The 15,675-nt window shown below is 61.6% G+C and carries 13 protein-coding genes; 2 read left to right on the forward strand and 11 right to left on the reverse strand.

Annotated elements, in window-relative coordinates; genetic code table 11:
• Window positions 1–40 precede the first annotated feature (40 nt).
• From AC0J5Z_RS20935 to AC0J5Z_RS20945, 3 genes are read right to left on the reverse strand one after another with little or no spacing between them, the layout of a single operon-like run.
• Complete coding sequence (locus AC0J5Z_RS20935; RefSeq protein WP_475036250.1) at window positions 41–1,297, reverse strand: alpha-L-fucosidase; 1,257 nt, start codon at window positions 1,295–1,297, stop codon at window positions 41–43.
• Complete coding sequence (locus AC0J5Z_RS20940) at window positions 1,294–1,908, reverse strand: TetR/AcrR family transcriptional regulator (protein ID WP_475036252.1); 615 nt, start codon at window positions 1,906–1,908, stop codon at window positions 1,294–1,296. Before AC0J5Z_RS20940 ends, AC0J5Z_RS20935 begins: the two co-directional genes overlap by 4 nt.
• Entirely contained in the window at window positions 1,905–2,972 is a 1,068-nt protein-coding gene (locus AC0J5Z_RS20945; protein WP_475036255.1) for a saccharopine dehydrogenase family protein, read from the reverse strand. Before AC0J5Z_RS20945 ends, AC0J5Z_RS20940 begins: the two co-directional genes overlap by 4 nt.
• Before the next feature lie 395 nt (window positions 2,973–3,367).
• On the opposite strand from AC0J5Z_RS20945, the gene AC0J5Z_RS20950 reads away from it, so the two are divergent.
• Window positions 3,368–4,504: an AI-2E family transporter gene (locus AC0J5Z_RS20950; RefSeq protein ID WP_475036259.1), complete on the forward strand. Its 1,137-nt coding sequence runs from the start codon at window positions 3,368–3,370 to the stop codon at window positions 4,502–4,504.
• 14 nt (window positions 4,505–4,518) lie between these two features.
• Here AC0J5Z_RS20950 and AC0J5Z_RS20955 read toward each other — a convergent pair whose 3' ends face one another.
• Complete coding sequence (locus tag AC0J5Z_RS20955) at window positions 4,519–4,974, reverse strand: iron chaperone (protein ID WP_475036263.1); 456 nt, start codon at window positions 4,972–4,974, stop codon at window positions 4,519–4,521.
• Window positions 4,975–5,302: 328 nt separating this feature from the next.
• On the opposite strand from AC0J5Z_RS20955, the gene AC0J5Z_RS20960 reads away from it, so the two are divergent.
• Window positions 5,303–6,946: a chitobiase/beta-hexosaminidase C-terminal domain-containing protein gene (locus AC0J5Z_RS20960; RefSeq protein WP_475036266.1), complete on the forward strand. Its 1,644-nt coding sequence runs from the start codon at window positions 5,303–5,305 to the stop codon at window positions 6,944–6,946.
• Between the two features lie 78 nt (window positions 6,947–7,024).
• On the opposite strand, the gene AC0J5Z_RS20965 is transcribed toward AC0J5Z_RS20960, so the two are convergent.
• From AC0J5Z_RS20965 to AC0J5Z_RS20995, 7 genes are all read right to left on the reverse strand, one after another.
• Entirely contained in the window at window positions 7,025–8,155 is a 1,131-nt protein-coding gene (locus tag AC0J5Z_RS20965) for an alcohol dehydrogenase catalytic domain-containing protein (RefSeq protein ID WP_475036269.1), read from the reverse strand.
• Entirely contained in the window at window positions 8,133–8,438 is a 306-nt protein-coding gene (locus tag AC0J5Z_RS20970) for a putative quinol monooxygenase (protein WP_475036271.1), read from the reverse strand. Before AC0J5Z_RS20970 ends, AC0J5Z_RS20965 begins: the two co-directional genes overlap by 23 nt.
• 38 nt (window positions 8,439–8,476) lie before the next feature.
• Window positions 8,477–9,058 carry a glycerol-3-phosphate responsive antiterminator gene (locus tag AC0J5Z_RS20975; protein ID WP_475036273.1) on the reverse strand — a complete coding sequence of 194 codons (582 nt, stop codon included), beginning with the start codon at window positions 9,056–9,058 and terminating at the stop codon, window positions 8,477–8,479.
• Window positions 9,059–9,061: 3 nt separating this feature from the next.
• On the reverse strand, window positions 9,062–10,624 hold the full coding sequence (locus tag AC0J5Z_RS20980; protein WP_475036275.1) for an FAD-binding oxidoreductase: 1,563 nt from the start codon (window positions 10,622–10,624) through the stop codon (window positions 9,062–9,064).
• The gene (locus tag AC0J5Z_RS20985; protein ID WP_475036277.1) at window positions 10,621–12,297 is read right to left on the reverse strand and encodes a glycerol-3-phosphate dehydrogenase/oxidase; all 1,677 of its coding nucleotides are present in this window, start codon (window positions 12,295–12,297) and stop codon (window positions 10,621–10,623) included. The genes AC0J5Z_RS20980 and AC0J5Z_RS20985 overlap by 4 nt, the downstream gene beginning before the upstream one ends.
• Before the next feature lie 68 nt (window positions 12,298–12,365).
• Window positions 12,366–13,871, reverse strand: coding sequence for an FGGY family carbohydrate kinase (locus AC0J5Z_RS20990; protein ID WP_475036279.1), 1,506 nt, complete (start codon window positions 13,869–13,871; stop codon window positions 12,366–12,368).
• A 13-nt stretch (window positions 13,872–13,884) separates the two neighbouring features.
• Window positions 13,885–15,318, reverse strand: a complete 1,434-nt coding sequence (locus AC0J5Z_RS20995; protein ID WP_475036281.1) for an MFS transporter — start codon at window positions 15,316–15,318, stop codon at window positions 13,885–13,887.
• Between the last annotated feature and the right edge of the window lie 357 nt (window positions 15,319–15,675).

Below are 15,675 nucleotides of genomic sequence, written 5' to 3' on the forward strand. Positions count from 1 at the left end.
AACCGGCCATGGCAATTCGGGTACAGGAGGGACCGTAGAACTATTCCGGCGCGTCCGTTGGGGCTTCGTAGCCTTCGGGGATGGCTGGGACTCCAGCCTCCAAAGCGCCTCCATAAACCCGTGCCGAGACCAGGCGTCCGCCGTCACCCGATACCTTCACCTGCAACTCCGATGCAGTAATAGCCGGTAGCTGGTGGATCCGCCGGTTGCCCACAGTCCTCCCGTCAACAAGATCGGCTCCATCATTGGACACCACATGACGGCTAATTCGCTGTCCGGAATGTAAGTCCTCCACCAGCTCCAGATGGTTGAACGTGACTGGAGCCGGAAACCTCAGGGTCGCTCCGCCGTCGTGATTTTCAACCGACGCTTCCACAGCGCCGGAGAGACGACGGTCCAATTCCGCCTTCCATTCCCGTAGCCTCGCAACGTCCTCGTCCGGAATGAGTCCACGGGTATCAGGAGGCAGGTTCAGGAGGAGGTTCGCACCCATTCCCACCGATTGGTAATAGATGGCGAGCAGGTGCTCCACGGATTTCGGTTCGTCGTCCGGATGCCAGAACCAGCCGCGACGGATGGAGACATCGCATTCCGGCGGCAAGTAGTGTTCGGCATGCAGCCCGGAGCTGGAGTCCGTGTACTGGGTGTCGGATGTGCGATCCACAACGTAGTCCACGGGATCAGACGCCAGTCCGTTCTCGTTACCTATCCAGCGAATGGTGGGCTGGCCCATGTTGAAGATCATGGCGTGGGGCTGGTGTTCCTTAACTACAGCGATGATCCGGGCCCAGTCATACTCACGACCCACCGAGCCTGCGCCGTCGAACCACAATTCCATGAGCGGACCGTAGCCCGTGCAGAGTTCCGTAAGTTGTTGGACGTAGAAGTCGTCGTAGGCGGCGGGATCGTTGTAGCAGGCGGCGTTCCGATCCCACGGGGACAGGTAGAGCCCCAGCCCTACCCCGTGTTCTGCACAGGCGTCCGCCACTTCGCGGACGACGTCCCCTTCCCCGGTGCGCCACGGCGAGGACGTAACTGAATAGTCAGTGGTGTCCGTCGGCCAGAGGCAGAAGCCGTCGTGGTGTTTGGCAGTGAGGATCAAGTACCTCGCGCCCGCTTCCTTGGCCGTGCGGACCCAGCTGCCGGCGTCGAGTTCTGTCGGGTTAAAACTCGACGCCGGAACGGTGCCGTCGCTCCACTCCTTGCCGGCAAAGGTGTTGATGCCAAAGTGGATGAAGACGCCGAACTCCAGCTGCTGCCAGCGGAGTTGGGCAGGAGTGGGCACCTGGTGAGTCACTGGGCGGGCTCCTGTCCGTGGATCAACCATTGTGCTGTTCGGATGATGGCTTCGTCGCCGGGCTCAGTTCGCAAGCCCGCGATGTCCGAGCGTGTCACAGCTGCTCCTTCGAAGAGGCTCACAATCGCGGATGCCACACCGTGAAGTTCCCGCTCCGGTAACTCCGGCCTCCCACGCCGCGCAACGCCGACCACATGAGCTGAGTACTGGGCATAGAAGCTCCGCAGCGCACTCGCCGCTTGCTGATCCGCGGAGGCCAAGGCCCAGATCTCCAGGTGCATCTTCACGTCCTCAAGGGCTGAGTGTTCGTGCAGCAGCGCCGTCAGAAGCCGACGCGAATCATCCCGGGTCAGGCCTTCCACCGAGCTTGCACCAAGGTCGAGCCCGGCCTCCTCCGCGAGCCGCTGCAATGAGCGCTCCAGGCTTCGCTCAAGGACGGCCCGGATCAGGTCTGCCCGCGAAGGAAAGTAGTGCTGCAAGTGCCCGATCCGTACTCCGGCGGCGGCGGCGAAGTCCCGCATTGCCGCATTGGCGTTGCCCTTGGTGACCAGAACTTCTTCCGCAGCGTCAAGGAGCGCCGCCTTTCGCAGGGCGCCCTTGCTTTCGGTCATGACCTCAATATTGTCACACCGTGTGATTCAAGTTCCGCGAGCCGGGATGCAGGATCCAGTGCGGATTCCGGGAACGAAACGCCGGCCCTCGCGCCCTCTGCAAGGACTGTGCGCAGACCCAGCAACCCACCCAGAGCGGTCAAATGCGCCTGGCCTTGCGGGTCGGAAATAAGCGCAGTTCGTGTTCCGGCGGGACCTTTCACATCTATTCGTATATGCGCCGTTCCACCTGAGCCGGGCGAATACAGCAAGGAGCGACGCAGCGGCGCCCACCGTTCCCCGCTACCCCAGCGGAACAGTCCCACCGCACGCGCGGCGAGCAACGCCGTCGTGGACGCATTGGAACTGAACCCGATCCGCGTTGCCACCGAGCCCGCTCCGATAGTCAGCGGCAAAGTGAACTGTTCAGGCGTGTCGAGCCGCGCCACCTTGGTGCGGTGCCCGGCAATGTCCACCCAGCGCGCGTCAGTCAGGGGGCGTACGACGGCGACCTGACCGCCTTTGCGTACTTCATAGTCCAGTCCCAGCCGGTCCATGAAGTCCACTGAATCGACTCCTGCCTGATCGTTGATGTCGTAACGGATTGCGACGTCGATCTGGTCCCCGCCGCCCGCGTCCTGGGCCAAGGCTGCTGCGACGATATTGGTGACCCCGCCCATCCAACCCGAGCTCAGCAGTACAGGAGCGGTTGGCCGCAGGAGGGTGGCCTGGGTGAGTGCCCGGGTAACGCGGCTGGTCCAACGGGTGACGTCAACATACGGAATCCCGGCGCCGACGGCAGCGCGGAGCACCCTGTCATCGGGATCATTGACGGCGCTGATGACTGCCCGGACCTTGGCGGCAAACGGCTCCGCCTGTTTGAGGTCCCACTTCTGCACTGTCACTTTTTGTTGCTGACCGGGAACGTTGCTGCTGATCAAATGGCTGCCGCGATCAGGGTTCCTCCCCGTCAGCAGCAAGGGCCATTCGGCTGCTGCGAGTCGGGTTAGCGCTGTCCCGACGGTGCCGTAGCCGCCGACGATCAGCACGGGGCCGGTGGTATCGAGTTCAAGGAAGTCGTTCATGAAATCATTCTAGGTCATTTGACCTAAAGAACTCCCCTGTGACTGACAAGAAACCGGGAGTAGGCTGCTGGTATCTGCCGGAGCAATACCCTGAGTCGCAAAGGAGAGATCATGACACTGCCTCCAACTCACGAGCCCGAGCCATTTCCCCCGGATCCCGGACCCGTCCCGCCACCGCCGGATCCCACTACGCCGTTCCCGCCGAGCCCTATTCCGGACCCGAATCCCACCCCGGGCCCGTCTCCGGTTCCTGATCCAGGCCCCGTTCCGCCGCATCCGGATCCGACTCACTAGCCGGGGCACTCCAGTGCGGGACGTCTCCACTTCGGAGAAATAGTCAGTAGGCTTATGTTTGATCACGTCGGTTGACCGATGCGAACGAACAGGAGCTCACCATGACGGCACCCCAGGAAACAGCCCCCGTTTCCGTGCGCAAGCCATCCAAGCCCGATCTTTGGAAAGACTCACTGGGCCGGACGGCCGTCCGGGCAACCCAGATACTGCTCATTCTTACCCTGACAGTGGTGGCGATCTTCGGGCTGCTTCAAATCCGCCTGCTCGTAATCCCGGTGCTCATCGCTTTGATCCTGGCCGCCGCCATCGGCCCCTTTGTGAATATGCTGCGACGTCGCGGTTGGCGCGGCGGATTGGCCACCGGCGTCGCATTTTTGGGCCTGTTGATAGTGCTCGGCGGAGTTATCACTGTCATCGTTCTGTCAGTGCGCAGCCAATGGGACGAGCTGATCAGCCAGGCAGCGCGAGGTCTGGACGAACTCGAGAACTTCCTGCTGACCGGACCAATCCCCATTGACCGGGAGCAGATGAACCAGGCGCGCCAAGCCGTGGTGGAGTTTGCCCAGAGCAGCCAGGTACGGTCCGGCGCAGTGACAGGGCTGTCGGTGGTCACCGAGTTCCTGGCAGGCGCCAGCCTGGTGGTTGTCATCCTGTTCTTCTTCCTCAAGGACGGCGCCAAAATCTGGGAATTCTTCCTGCGGCCCTTCAAAGGCACGCGCGAAGCCAAGCTTCGCCGCGTCGGCAAGAGGACCATGGAGGTCCTGGGTGGCTACGTTCGGGGAACGGCGATCGTCGCGTTGGTGGACACAGTGGCAATCGGCGCCGCTCTGCTCATCATGCAGGTTCCGCTGGCCATCCCTCTGGCCATCATCGTCTTCATCGGCGCGTTCATCCCCTTAGTGGGTGCGACAGTGGCCGGAATCCTGGCTGCCTTGGTGGCACTGGTGGCCAACGGCCCCATCGTGGCATTGATCGTGGTCATCGTAGTGATCGCTGTCAACCAGCTCGAAGGTGACCTCCTCCAGCCGGTCGTCATGGGAAAGTCCTTGGAACTCCACGCGCTGGTCATCCTGATGGCCTTAACGGCAGGCACCATCCTCGCCGGAATCATTGGCGCCGTCCTGGCGGTGCCCATAGCGGCCGTCACGTGGGCCATCATCCAGGTCTGGACGGCAGAAGACCCGGACCTGGAACCCATGAATCCGGATCTTCCACCTTCCAACAGCCAGCCAGTCTAAAGGCCCCTTCTTCCTTAACCCAGAGCCTTCCTAATAAGTTCGACGATCTTGGCTTCAACGGCCGGAGTGATCTCGGTGAGGGCGAAGGATGTGGGCCACATGGCTCCGTCGTCCAGCTTCGCGTTCTCTTCAAAGCCGAGTGTGGCGTACCGTGCCTTGAACTTGTGTGAGCTCTGGAAGAAGACGATGTTCTTTCCGTCCTTGGCATAAGCCGGCATTCCGTACCAGGTTTTGGGGGTGAGCTCCGGGGCGTGCTCCTTGACGATTGCGTGGAGGCGTTCAGCCATATGCTTGTCCGCCTCGGGCATCTCAGCGATCTTAGCCATGACATCGGCCTCGCCGTCCGCCTTGGACGATTTCTTGCGTGGCGCCTTCTTGAGTTCCTGCGCGCGCTCCTTCATTGCCGCGCGCTCTTCCTCCGTGAAGCCGTCGTAAGACTTGGCCTTGTCAGTGGTTCCGGTCTCAGCCATGGCGGGCCCCTCTTCTCTGCTGGATTTCTTGCGGATAACCCAACGATAGGACTCGGCGGCCAGGGCAGCTTCTCCGAAACTGCTCGATCTGGCTGACGAGCATGAGGACTCGTATCGACAACCACGCAGCGGCACGAAGCTGGTCACAGAGAGAAGTTGCACTAGGTCATGCCTCCCAAGACAAAAACCTGTACATACAACTTTCTCCACACACTTGATTACTGTTCATCATCGGTTGGGCCTACATCTACCCGTTCACTAAATCCTTGAGGGGACCACAACCACCAGATAGCCGTGCACTCGCACGGCATGGGATGACGGAGCATCAATGCCTGACCTAGACACTGCCAACCCTAAAAACCCCTCTACTGTGACTCGCCTCGCAGCAATGTCTGCCCTCATGGCTGTTGCTTTGCTGCCACTGGCCCAACCTGCAGTGGCATCGTCGCACGAACCGCCTGAGGCCCCGTCCTTCAGCGTCGACGGTGGACGCTACGAAGAATCGGTCTCGGTCCGATTGAACGCAGCACCCGGAGAGACGATCCGTTACACGACGGACGGAACCATCCCTACGAAGGCCAGCCCTACTTTTGCCGGCAAGCCGATCCAGATCACCGAAGACATGAATCTCACGGCCCGAGCCTTCAAGGGCAACCAGCCCGGAGCTGTCTCCAGCGAGGGCTACCTCATCAGGGACGGCGAACAACCCATAGCCCGATTCATGATCATGTCCGATGTACACGTTGGCGACTACGAGGGCGACCGAAAGCGTTGGGCATCCTATTTCGACACCATCAAGAATGTGCTTGGCACCCCCGATGCCATCCTTTCCAACGGCGACATGATCAACGACAATTGGAACGGCCGCGGCCAGGACCACAAAATCGTGCAGCGGATCTTCGCCGAGAATCTCGAGCGGAAGGGCATGCGCGACACCCAGGTCTTTATGTCATACGGAAACCATGACGCAACGCTGGCCGAGCTCCGCGCCGGGTACCCGAAGGAATGGTTCCCTGACTCCGGTGGCGGTTACTACCGCACCGAAGTCAACGGAGTTCCCATGATCACCGTCAACACGGAGAACTACTCCACCCAACAGGGCGCATGGCTGCGGGAACAACTGACTGGCATCACTGCCGACCCGGCATACCGGGACCTGCCGGTCATCGTCCAAGGTCACCGGCCCACCCCGGGAACCGTTATGGATGGTCAACAGACCAGCAATCCACGACTGACCCAGGACCTTTCAGCTTTCCCTCAAGCGATCTACTTCTCCGGCCACTCGCACCTCAACTTGAACGACCCCAGGTCCATCCACCAAAAGTCATTCACTGCAGTGAATGACTCCAGCTCGTCCTACATTGAGATCGACCACGGCTATCAAATGCTCACTGCTGAGGGTCAACTGGCCAACCGCTTCGAAACCCCCACAGCCCAGGCCGTTGCCGTCGAGGTCTACCCCGGCCGCACAGTCATCAACCGCATCAATTTCAACGCCGACCTCCATGACATTTACACCGATGGCAAGTGGTCCGCCAACTGGCAGCCGCCGTACCTTTCCGATGGCACGCTCGCTGGTAAGGCGTGGGAAGTAAGCACCCGCGGGGACAGCAAGAAGATCGTTGAGACATTCACGTACACGGACGCGAACCGCAACACATCCGGCCCAACGTGGCCCAAGGGTCAACCCCTGGCGGCCGTGGCGGGAGAGGATGGGAATCTAACGTTGCGCATCAACCAGGCGGCTGACGACGAGATGGTGCACCACTACAAGATCCGTGTGACGCGAGAAGGAAGCAACGACCCGATCCTGGACACCAAGCTCGCTAATCGCTTTGATGTGGTCCCGGCACCATCCGTGCTGGACGTACCACTGCCTGTGAAGCGGGATGGTTCGAGTTTCCGCGCGGAAGTCATTGCGGTCGACGCCCAGGGAAATAGTTCCCCGGCGACCGTCAGGGCCATCGCGTAGCCCAGCCTGGCGACATAGGATCCTCAGCCGAGAGGGCCTGAGCACGGCATTTCACCGGGCTCAGGCCCTCAAAGGTCATCACGCTACGAAAAGCCTTCGCACCACACGCCCGTCGGCAAGCGCATCGAGGCCTTCGTTGATCTCCGCCAGCGGCTTGGTGTCGGAGTGCAGCAGTTCCAGCGGAAGCTTGCCTTCCCGCCATAACTGCAGGTAGGCAGGAATGTCCCTCGAGGGCACGGAGTCCCCCATATAGGAACCCAAAAGTCGAAGACCCTTGCCGGCGAACTGCAGCGCTTGGACGTTCAAGAACTGGTCCGGGTGCGGCAACCCCACGGACACGAGGGCGCCACCACGGTCGAGGAGGCCCAAGCAGGCCTCCATGACCCGTCCGCTGCCAACGGCCTCGACGGCCATATCCACGCCCTGCCCCGCATGCGCCGCGACCAGTGCGGAAGCTGATGCCGGTGGACCGGCATGTCCGGCGCCGCACTGCAGTGCCAGCTGCTGCTTTTCCTCGAGTGGGTCGATGGCGATCACGGTGGTGCCGGGCACCTGCGCGGCGGCCATGACGGCCATCAGGCCCACGGCGCCCAGCCCGAAGACGATGACGGACTGCCCCGGCTGGAGGGCTCCAGTGTTGAGGACGGCGCCGATCCCTGTGAGCGCTGCGCAGCCAAACATCGCGGCGACATCCCACGGAACATCGCGGTCTATGACCACCAAGGATTCACGGGCCACGACAGCGTATTCGGAAAAAGCAGAAACCCCCAGGTGATGGTTGATCCGCCTGCCGTCAGCGGTTTTCAGCGCAGCCTCACCGTGAAGCAAGTCACCGCGTCCGTTGGCGTCCGCAGCCCGGTGACATAACGCCGGCCGGCCGGCCGAGCAGGAACGGCAGGTCCCGCAGCTTGGCACGAACACCACCACCACATGGTCCCCCGGCACGAGGTCGTCCACACCGTTGCCGGTATCAACCACGGTTCCGGCGGCCTCGTGCCCGAGCGCCATGGGCAGCGGCCTTTCCCGGGATCCGTCAACTACCGACAGGTCAGAGTGGCACAAACTTGCGCGCTCGATCTTGATCAGAACTTCGCCGGGACGAGGATCCGGCACCGGCAAGTCCTCAAGAACCAGCGGGTTGCTGTTCGCGTAGGGGCGAGCGGCCCCAGCACGCTGAAGGACCGCGCTAAGCAACGTCCACCCCTTCATAGCTTTCCACGCTGCGGCTTTCCAACCTAGGGATGATCTGCTGGAAGCCAATACCCTGGAAGTGTGCTGATCCCCGGTGCGCCGCAAACCCGGCCTCATCCGTGTACCGCTCAAGGATCACGAAGTGGCGTTGGTTCTCCACGCCCTGGAAATAGTCGTAGGACAAGTTGGCTGGCTCAGTCCTGCTGGCCAAGGCAAGCTCATTGAGGAAGCCAGCCACGGCAGCCTCTTCGCCCTCCCGTACGTGGTAGTGCGCGATCACCTGAAAATAAGTTTCGGACATGCTCACATTCCTTTGTTCTTGGTAAGTTCGGGTTCCGCTTAGCGCACGGCCAGGTCCCACAGCTTAGCGGCGCTCGTAGATATGCCCTTGGCACCTTCCTTGAGCGCTTGGGCCACATCCGCCGCCGTTGCGACAAACCCGGCGGCCACAAACGGAGATAAACCCTTCAGCTCGCCCGCGGACAGATGGGACACAACGGGCCAGGGCATGAGCTGCACCAGATGGGGTTTGCTCTGTTCTATGGCCGCCGTGCTCCGGGGCAGATTGGATCGGTCCGTCACGAATACCTTCTGCATGGTCACCATGCCCATGGCGTTCGCCCGCTGGATCATGGCAGTTCGGGTACTCACCACGCCACGGGTACCGATCTTCTTCAAATATTCCAGCGCGCCCTTGTCCTGCCCCAGGCCAGCGCAAGCGTCCATGTTGACGAAAGTGAATTTTTCCGCCCGATCCAGCACCTTCAGGGCACCTTCGAGTTCATGCAGTTCCAGATGCGCCAGAATGCAGATTCTGCATTCTGAGGTAACAAGCCCGGGTATCGAGTGCGCCCCGAACACCGAAGCAATCACAGGGTTCCTTGTGAGCTGCAGTTCCAGCTCCGAGGGGAAATCAATCATCAGCTAATTCTGCTCCATGGACGCCTGCCTGGCCCTGCGGCACAGGCCCAGCTTGCCTGGGTTGAGCAGGTTACCTGGATCCAAGGCCGCCTTGACGGCGCGCAGCACCTCGAAGCCGCTGCCGAGCGATGCCTCCATGTAGGGAGCACGAAGCAATCCGACGCCGTGATGATGGCTGAGGGTTGCCCGGTGCCGAATGATCACTTCATTGGCGGCGTCCCAGGCCGCCCGATACCAGTCAGCACGGTCCTGAACCTCGACGTCGCCCCGCAAGGAGAAGTACAGGCAGGCACCGTCAACATAGGCATGGGATTGGTGGGCCGATCCGGCCAGGGTGCCAGGGACGCTGTTGATGGCCGCAACCACCTCAGCGTAGATGGCCGGAAGGGCACTCCACGGACCAATCATCTCCAGGGTATCGGCCACGAATCCGGGGCTCCGTTTGAAGCCCTCGGCGCTCTTACCGGTCAAGTACCGGGTGTCCAACCAGCGCTCAAAAATGGCATCGCCGTCCAAACGGGTGCCAGTGGGAGCGCAGATCCGCTCGGCAACGGCCAGCCCAGCGTCAACCAGTTCGCCGGTCCCTTCGTCTGCCACGAGCAGCACATTGGTGTCAGGCAAGCCAAACTGCACGCCGCTCTCCAAGGCGTCGTACAACCGGAGCGCAGCCGGCGTTCCGCCTTCCTGCATGATCTGCCTGCAGGCTTCCAGTCCGGCCGGGAATGTGTCAAAACCGTAGGCAACGGCTTTGCCGTAGTTCGGCAGACGGTGCAGTTTGAAACGTACGCTGGTGATGATTCCCAGAGTGCCTTCGGAGCCGATAAACAGCTGTAGGAGGTCAGGGCCGACGGCGGAGCGGGCGCTGTTGCCGACGGTCACAAGATCACCATTGGCCAGAACAACGTCCATGCCATAGACCATGTCCTCGACCTTGCCGTACCTGGTGGAGAGCTGACCCGCCCCGCGGCAGGCAACCCAGCCGCCGACCGTGCTGATGGCATACGACGAAGGCCAGTGCCCCATTGTCATGCCGTAGCGCGTCTGGATGGTCTCTTCGAAAATGTCCCCGAAGACCCCCGCTTCCACCTCGACGATCTGGCTCGTCTCATCGAAGGAGACAAATTTATCCAACCCACAGACGTCCAGGACAATTCCTCCGGAGACGGGCAGGGCCGCCCCGGTGACGTTGCTCCGACCGGCCGATACAGTTACGGGAACGTTCTCTGCATGGGCTATACGCATGACGGCCTGCACCTGCTCAGTGCTGGAAACGTGCACGATCACGGCGTCGGGGGTGGCTTGGCGTCCGCTCGTTTCGGCGATCATGGTTCCGGCCCACCAGTCGCGCGTACCGTCCCGGACCAGCTCGACGTCGGTCACCACCTTGTCTGCAGCGGCGGCAAGTAGTTCCAGCGTTGCTCCGTCAACCACACTGGGGCTGTCCGCGGTGTAGTACGGCTCGCCCGGAAGTGCCCCGAGGGTGGCGGCATAGTGCGGCTGGGTGGGCGCCCCTACGGTGTAATTACCCCTGTTGTAGCCACGTTTGACGGCTTCCTTGCTGATCATTTCTGGTTGTCTCCCATCAGGATTGCGCGTTCATGCGATGTCTGGTTCTTGTAGTCAGTTACTTGGGCTTCCACGAGGCTGGCCGGCAAGTCCAGTTCCTTCATGAGTAGTTCGCCTACCCTCGCCGCCGCCGCCGCGGACGCGTCCCGGGCCATCATCCGCGCCCGGGTTCGGCGGGAGAGGATGTCATCGACGCTCCGAGCCATCTCGTGGCGGGCCGCGTAGATCACTTCTGCCTCCACATAGGGCAGCCCTTCAACGATGGGGTTGTTCAACGACGGATCGTCCGCGAGGATATCCGTCACGAACCTGGCCTCCGTGCCGTACCTTTCACCAAGGTGTGAGGCGAGGCCGCCCGACGCCACGATGGCTTCGGCGTCGTACCCGGCAGCACCCAGAAGGTAGGCGTTGGAGGTCCGGCAGCGACGGCTCTGTCCCAACACCTTCTGCGCTGCGTCCACGGTTTGCTGCGCCATGTGCCGGGAGGTGGTCAGCTTTCCGCCGACAACGGTCACCAGTCCGTCGTGGTCCGTGCGGATTTCATGGTTGCGTTTGACCTCAATGGTCTTGCCGCCGGGCGGTGCCACCAACGGACGACAGCCACCAATGCTGCCGAGTACGTCGCTTGCCTCGATGTCCATGTTCAGCGCCGTTCGGGCACCGTCCAGCAGAAAGTCCATCTCGTCCCTGGTGCAATTCACATCATCCAGGTCTCCCGCGTAATCCTCATCGGTAGTCCCCAGGTAGGAGGTGTTTCCCCAACGGGTGATGGTGGCTCTGCGGTTCCTGCCCGGGACGGGGATGGTCACAGTGCAGTCATTGCGGATTTTGCTCCACGGCACTGCGATGTGAACACCTTTTGCCGGGCGAATGCTCGGCGCATCGGCGTCCTTGGCGGCGCCGGTCCAGTCGCGGAGCCACACACCAGTGGCGATGATGACTGCTTTGGCGCGTGCGGCAAGTTCGCGGCCGTCCGCCTCGATGACGACCCCGCCAACCTTGCCGCTGCGCCTTGTCACTTCGCTGACCCTGGCACCGTTCAAGACCGTGGCACCGTGGAAGGCCGCTGTTCTGGCCAGCGCAAGCGTCAGCCGGGCGTCGTCTGCGCGTGCGTCGTAGTACATGAAGCCGCTCTCAAGGTTTTCGGCCTTGAACGTAGGACAGTGGGCCAGCACCTCGTTCTTACTGAGCTTCTGGTGCAGGACGCCTTCGCGCCAGCCCCCGGCGAGGTCGTAGGTCCACAGCAGGCTCTCGAAGCCCGCAGCCAGCCGGCGGTCGAAGACGCCGTCCTGTGAGAGAACAGGAAACAGGAAGGGCAGCCGTTGCACCAGGTGGGCGGCATTCTTGCGCAGCCGCTGGCGTTCCAGGAGCGAGTGCCGGACAAGGGGCAGGTTTCCCTGTTCGATGTAGCGAAGGCCGCCATGGATCATCTTGGAGGATTTTGACGAGGTGCCAGAAGCGAAGTCGTCCTTCTCCAGCAGTGCAACCCGGTAGCCGCGAAGGGCGGCGTCCATCGCAGTGTAGGCTCCAGTGACCCCGCCGCCAACGACGATCATGTCGAACTCACCGCCGTCCAGGGCGTCGAGGTGTTCCTTTCGGTCAAGTTTGAGTGGCGTGTCCGAGACCATTCCGGCTCGATCCAGCTTGGGCTTGCGTGCGGGCATGGAGATCATGTGCTTGTCTTTCCGGTGCAAAGTTTCTTGTTGATGAGGGCTCGGGGAATGCCGGGAGGTCCCCAATGTCAGGACTGAGCAAAGTCCAACTCCAGGGCTATTCGCCTGTTCCACAGATTCCTGCGATCCAATCGCTGGTCTGGTGACAGCCGGGGTTCAAAGACTTCGCCGCCGCTAAGGGTCGCCGCAGCCGCATCGAGCGTTTCCCAAAGGAGCCCGTCCGAGCCGGCCATGAAGGCTGCGCCGCGAAGGCTTGCGGTCTCCGAATGAGGCAGCCGTTGCATGGGCAGACCTGTCAGATCGGCCTGCATTTGGATGAGGGAGTCACTGGCAGACATGCCTCCGCCGACGGCTATCTCTGTCACCGCCAAGCCCGCCACTTCCTGGTTGGCTTCAACGCTGCTCGCCACGGAGTGGGCGATGCCTTCCAGAACTGCGTAGGCAAGCTCCGCGCGTGTGCTGGCCATGGACAGGCCGGTAAGGGAGGCACGGGCTGTGGGCTCAACCACCGGAATCCTGATACCCGTCAAGGCGGGAACGAACATGACGCCATTGGCACTGGAGGCTTGCAATGCGAGTTCGCTGATCTGACGTGATGAGTCGAACCAGCCAAGGGTGTTGCAGATCCAGTCCAGCGCCGAGCCTGTGGTGGCAGTGAATGTTTCCACGGCGTAGACGGTTTGGAGGTGCCGTCTCCATCCCGTCAGCGTCAAGGTCCCCTCGTAGAGCCCGGATTTGACCGGCGGGTTGGAGCCGGTAACGAGGTCAACGAAGCTTCCGGTGCCATGGACGCACATCGCCTGACCGGCGCGAAGGCAGCCAAGGCCCACTGTGCCGGCGTGCTGATCGCCCATAGCTGCCAGGACAGGCAACTCGATGCCCAGCGTCCTGGGGTCGGTGTGCCCTAGTTGGTCTGCATCCTGCCGGAGCCCGGGCAGGAGCTCTTGGGGGAACCCGAGGGCATCGATCCAGGCTGTCTCATAACTGTGCCCCGCCAGGACGTACGCGCCGGCTGACGTTGCATTCGTCGACGTAGCAACATAACTCCTTTCCCGGGTGAGGCTCCACAATAGCCAGGTTTCCACCGTGCCGAATCCCAATCTCTTGGCTGCATGGGATTCCCGGACGGCGGCTGTGTCACGCAGGTGGTGGGCAGCCCACAAGTACGGCGACCGGACCCCGGCCGGGCGGCCAACCGAGGGCACCAATCGGTCATTCCACTCTTTACCCAGTTCCGCGAGTTCAGCGGCGTGGCGGCTGTCCTGCCAGACCATTGCCGGGACCAAGGCCCTGCCGGTGGCAGTGTCCCAGAGCACCGCCGTCGACCTCTGCGTTGCCAGGGAAACCGCCACGAGTTCGACGCCGGCCTCGGCGGCCCGACGCACGACCACCCGGCAAGCATCGATGGTTTTCGCCAGTATTTCGTCGGCATCCTGCTCGACGACTCCCGGCCGAGGGCTGGCTACTGCAAGGTGCCGGTATTCCAAGCCGTGGACCGCTCCATCGATGGTGACCCAGGCCGCACGGGTCCCCGTGGTTCCTTCATCAATCGAGAGAATTGCTTGTTCCTTCATGGGTTGTCACCTCCTAGACGCGGTTCAACTCGGCGTGCTGTATATCGCTCTTGAATTGCGGGGCATTCAACTCCTCATCCGGACTGACCGGTGCCCGCGTTGGGTCCCATTTGATGACGCTGCAGACCACGCAGGCGGCCAGCGGGACGACGGCCAGAATGAGGAACGTAGGTCCGAGGCCCAGATTCTGCTTGAGAAGCGGGAACACCAGCAGCCCAAGCGCTGCGCCCGTGCTGCCAAGCGCCCCAATGACGCCATTGGCGCCAGCCCGGAGCTCGCTCCGGAAGGACAGCGTGGAGATGCTCTTTCCGTTAGCCCCCGGACCGCCCGAATGGAAAAGAATGAAGAGCGACGGGATGAGGAAGGCGAGGACGATCGGAAGGCTCTGGTAAAAGAGTCCCAGGAGCAGCAGCATGATGAAGACGGCTCCGAACCCGATGGCGGACGCCTTTCGCAACCCGAATTTCTTGCCGATGGCCGGCGACAGGAATCCGCCGAGTATGCCGAACAGGTTGAACACCAATGCCCCAAGCGTGGCGACCACAAAGTCCTGTCCGAAGAGCGTCAGGCTGATGATCGGCAGGTACCAACCCACGGCGAAGTACTGGATTGACTGACCTATCTGAATGGTCGCTGCAAGAATCGTGCGGGGCAGGTAGATGCCACGAAAAATCAAGGCAATGTTGGCAAAGCCTTTGGTTGCCTGGTTCATGACCGGAGAGCGGTCCTCAACCGGGGCAGCTGAGAATTTCTCCCCGTAGATCTTGCTCATGGAGGCCGCGGCCCTTTCCAGCAGGCCCTTTCGGGCGGCCCACGTGGGGCTCTCCACCATGTAAAGCATTTGCGCGAAAAACAGCGTCAGCGCCACCACACCGGCAGAACCGACGGCATAACGCCAAATCGACTCCCCCACGCCCATGTTGTAGAACATGATCGCCAACAGGAGATTGGCGCTGACCGCGCAGTACCAAATTCCTTGCCATGTGTTCAGCCTGCTTTTGAAGCGTGCGGGAGTGAATTCGGCGAGCAGCGCCATCGCGATGGCGAAATCGATGCCGTATGCGGCACCTACAAAGAAGCGGCCCACCAGGACGAGCTCGAAAGAGGGCGCAAACGCGGCGAAAGCAGCGCCACCGAGTGCCAGGAACTTGGCAAAGACCAGCGGAGGAATGCGGCCCCACTTGTCGGCCATCCACCCGCCGATGGGGTTGAAAACGATGGCGACCCAAGACGCCAGCGATGTGAGGACTGCCACCTGCGTGGCACTCAATTGAAGATCCTTGGTCATGGGCCCAAGGCCAGCACTGAGCGCCGAGTTGGAGAAGGCGTCCAGGAACAAGCCGCCCAAAGCAAGCCACCAAATGAGCCCTGCACGCCCCGAGATCCTTGGGCGGGCGTCGATGTAGGACACAACATCGTGCACACCGCGGATAACAAAACTGGACATTTCGTCCGACCTCTCTGTCGGGAAACTGCCCCTGCCAGAGGTCACCTTTTTGGGTAGAAAAAAAGGGCAGAAAAAAACCTCCGACAGGAGGTCTCTTTTCTAACCCTGATGAATGAGATCTTAGTCATATTCCCGTCGGCATTGCAAGGGACCAGCCGTGGGAGTGCGGCGCAAGGCCTTGAGATTTCTTGATGCTTTCCTGAGGAATTGCAGGATTTGTTCTTGATCCGGAACCGGCACAGTAGTTCTTGTCAGTCAGAGACCAAGTAAGCACCGCTTCAGAAACAACAACAGCTCCGCCGGGCCTGATCGGTTTCCTTTCCCCCCAGCCCGATCAGGCCCGGCGAGAACACCACG

The sequence above is a fragment of the Paenarthrobacter sp. TRD_SC_7 genome (genome assembly GCF_056156245.1).